Annotated in this window: 1 protein-coding gene and 1 pseudogene; one reads left to right on the forward strand and one right to left on the reverse strand. The window is 60.3% G+C overall.

The features are described 5' to 3' along the window. The first annotated feature begins 376 nt into the window (after positions 1–376). Positions 377–1,459, forward strand: a complete 1,083-nt coding sequence (locus AC0L2P_RS32055; protein WP_473507225.1) for an IS1595 family transposase — start codon at positions 377–379, stop codon at positions 1,457–1,459. Positions 1,460–1,676: 217 nt separating this feature from the next. Here AC0L2P_RS32055 and AC0L2P_RS32060 read toward each other — a convergent pair. After that, positions 1,677–2,259 (reverse strand): annotated as a pseudogene (locus AC0L2P_RS32060) (Ulp1 family isopeptidase); the annotation flags it as partial.

Below are 2,259 nucleotides of genomic sequence, written 5' to 3' on the forward strand. Positions count from 1 at the left end.
GATCAGCCGCGGACAATGAATAGTGTCGGATCAGGCTGTCCTCATCAGCCGGAATATCGAAAAGCTCCCGTCGATCCTGAGCCCCGAGAATCTTGCGCCTGGCCACTGCTCAAACTCCGCACACAACACCAACTGCCGCTGAATGTTGCCGAGCAGACTGGATGTGGAAACAGCAGCTATCCTGCTTCCACGGTTTTCCACTGGGATCAGACGGCGCGCCCCGGAAATCGCGAGACATAAGCAAACCCGGTTCACGCTTCGTTCGTTCTTAGCGTACGAGGCCTTTATCAAGCAGAGACAGCAATCCCCTTGCAGTACGCGGTGTTTCATGGGATTCTTTGACCTGATCCGAAGGAGATGAGAATGCCTTGAATCGATGCTTGCCCTTTCCAACATTCGGACCGTTGAAGAAATGATCGTGGCTTTCCGGGATGAAGAGCATTGCCGGCGGCTCCTGGAAGGCATGGTGTGGCCGGACGGCAGGATCTGCCCCGCCTGTGGTTACAAACGCTCGATCGCGCTTGCTGACCGCGATACAGGCAAGCGGCGTGCGCGACCGGGTCTCTATCAATGTTCCAATGGCGATTGCCGGTTCCAGTTCACGGTGACGACCCATACTCCGCTGCACTCGACCAAGCTGCCCTTGCGCGTTTGGCTGAAAGCCATGTGGCTGATGCTCCAGTCTGACAAGGGCTTGTCCTCGGTACGGCTCGCCGAGATCCTTGGAGTGAGCCAGCCGACGGCCTGGCGGATGGGTCACGCACTTCGGCTGATGGTGGCGCGGGAAAACATGCTCGACGGCACGGTTGAGATCGACCATTTCCATCTCGGGGGAAGTCCCCGAAAGCGGCCGGATGACCCACCTCCGGGACGGGGCCGGAAAGGTCAGGCGAATACAGAGAAGGCGCCGGTCATGGCCATGGTGCAGCGGCCGACCGACATCACGCCTGGCGCTCCGGCCGGTGACGCACGTGCCGCGGTCGTGACCGGTCTCTCAGCGCGAGCAAGCGAACGCGTCATTGAAGCGCAGATCGAATCGAGAGCTCATTTGATGAGCGACGAGTGGAAAGCATTCATGGCCATTGGTGAGAGCTTTGCCAAGCACGAGACCGTGAAGCATTCCAGTGGTGAGTATGTTCGCGACACTGTTCACGTCAATTCGGTGGAGGGTTTCAATTCCCGGGTCCGGCGGACGATCGCCGGCGTCTTTCACCATATCAGCCCGCAACATGCCGACCTGTATTTCCATGAAATCGGCTTCCGCTGGTCTCAGCGCATCGTGTCGGGAAGCGCCGTTCGCAAAACTCGGCACGACCGGGAAATCATGCGAACTCTCTGGTCACGGGTGCCGCCAGCGCTGCAACTGCCGACTGTCTTTCGCGCCGCCACGGGGCGTCAGATGCGCCGAAGCCTGGGTGGAGGAATCATCATCAAATCTACCGTAGCTGCCTTTGGTTGATAAAGGCTGCGTACGATTCTGCACAGCTCTTGTTCTGACCCCTATTGAGGTCGGCGATCCGTCTCAGCGCCGCCTGACTGGGGATCGGCGAGTCCCAAGCCTACAATCGCCTTCCAACAATGCCAGCCTCATCAATTACGGCGAGAGCTACCGGTCCGGGGATCGCATCAGCCTCTCCGTCGCCAAAAGAGCTGTTCTGCTTCATCCGCAATCGACCTCAACGCCCCGCGTCGGAGCGCTCTCTGCTTCTGAAGGAAGCCATCAGGTCCGCTCGGGCTTGATCGGAGGCTTGCCTGATGGACGTTGTGGTTGCTTCGCTCGGCTGCCGTCCCACGGCGAGGCTTTGCGGATTCTCAGTCCTCTGCCTCTTCGCCGGTCTCAACAGCGCTGTGTAGTGTTCAGTGTTTATGATGACGCCCCCGGTGTTGCTCCTGTCAGGTGTACTCGTCAGCTCGTCCTGCGCCTCGGGCGACTTGCTCAAGTGCTGGTCAAACGGCGCTGGCGCGACTTGTCGGGCTTGCTGCTCTTGCAACACGGCTTGTTGCGACCCGGCTGCTGCAAAAGCTTCCGCGGGGATTGCGGCAAGCTCGTGCGGCAAGCGGCCCTGCCTCAGTCGGTTTTGCAGCGCCTGCCGGTCGGCAACGAGGTCGTCGAGGTGCAGCGGCCGCTGCCGTTCCGGCCACTCTTGGTTCGCCAATCTCCGAACCAGCGCGCGCGTGCCGCCCACCACGAAGACGCCGCAATCAACACCGTTGTTCTGCTGCGCCATGACGGGTGTCACCACGGTGGTCGCGTCCAGT

It is taken from the genome of Mesorhizobium sp. WSM4836 (genome assembly GCF_055811815.1).

Coding starts and splice junctions, on each gene's coding strand:
- AC0L2P_RS32055 (WP_473507225.1), top strand. CDS start 377: ATGCTTGCCCTTTCCAACATTCGGACCGTTGAAGAAATGATCGTGGCT.